We start from the raw sequence: 980 nt of genomic DNA, 5'->3' as shown, positions 1-980 counted from the left end.
CAGTCACACCCCGCCCCCGCCCCCGTGAGACGAGGAAACATGGAGCAGTTCGCCGCCCACACGAAGGCCGTCCTGGACCGCATGAACGCGGTCATCGACGGCAAGCCCGCCGAGACCCGCACGGCCCTCACGGTCCTGCTGGCCGGTGGCCACCTGCTGGTGGAGGACGTCCCCGGCGTGGGCAAGACGATGCTCGCGCGGACCCTGGCGGGTGCCGTCGGCGGTTCGGTGAGCCGCATCCAGTTCACCCCGGACCTGCTGCCCACGGACATCACGGGCGTCTCGGTGTACGACCAGGCGCGCAGGGAGTTCGAGTTCAAGCCGGGCCCGGTGTTCGCGAACATCGTGATCGGGGACGAGATCAACCGTGCGTCCGCCAAGACCCAGTCCGCACTGCTGGAGGCGATGGCGGAGGGCCAGGTCACCGCGGACGGCACCACCTACCGGCTGGGCACCCCGTTCATGGTGGTCGCCACCCAGAACCCGGTGGAGATGGACGGCACCTTCCCCCTCCCGGAGGCGCAGCGGGACCGTTTCACCGCACGGATCTCCATGGGCTACCCGGACGCGGACGCCGAGGTGGCCATGCTCTCCGACCACGGCTCGGGCTCCCCGCTGGCGGACCTCGCCCCCGTGCTGGACATCGACCAGGCCCGCGCGCTCGTGCAGCACGTGGCGTCCCTGCACGTGTCCACCGCGGTGCGCCGCTACATCGTGGCGCTGTGCGCGGCCACCCGCACGCACCCCCACCTGCGCCTGGGCGCGAGCCCCCGCGCCGCCCTCCAGCTCCAGGCCGCCGCACGGGCACAGGCCGCCCTGGCCGGGCGGAACCACGTCCTGCCGGACGACGTCAAGGACGTCGCGGTGCCCGTGCTCGCCCACCGCCTCATCCTGGAGCGCCGCTCGGGTGCGGACAGCGCACAGGAGATCGTGCGGAGCATCCTCGACGACGTCCGGGTCCCCACCGAAGACGCCCCGCA

1 protein-coding gene is annotated in these 980 nt (G+C 72.6%); it reads left to right on the top strand.

Features of this window, described 5'->3' with window-relative positions; genetic code table 11:
* Nucleotides 1-39: 39 nt before the first annotated feature.
* On the top strand, nt 40-980 hold a 941-nt coding region (locus tag CWC38_RS11855), incomplete at its 3' end, for an AAA family ATPase (RefSeq protein ID WP_121846898.1).

Source organism: Kocuria tytonicola, from assembly GCF_003687455.1.
Lineage (GTDB): Bacteria > Actinomycetota > Actinomycetes > Actinomycetales > Micrococcaceae > Kocuria > Kocuria tytonicola.
Note: the sequence above shows the minus strand (reverse complement) of the source record. Positions and strands in the feature narration are given on the sequence as shown.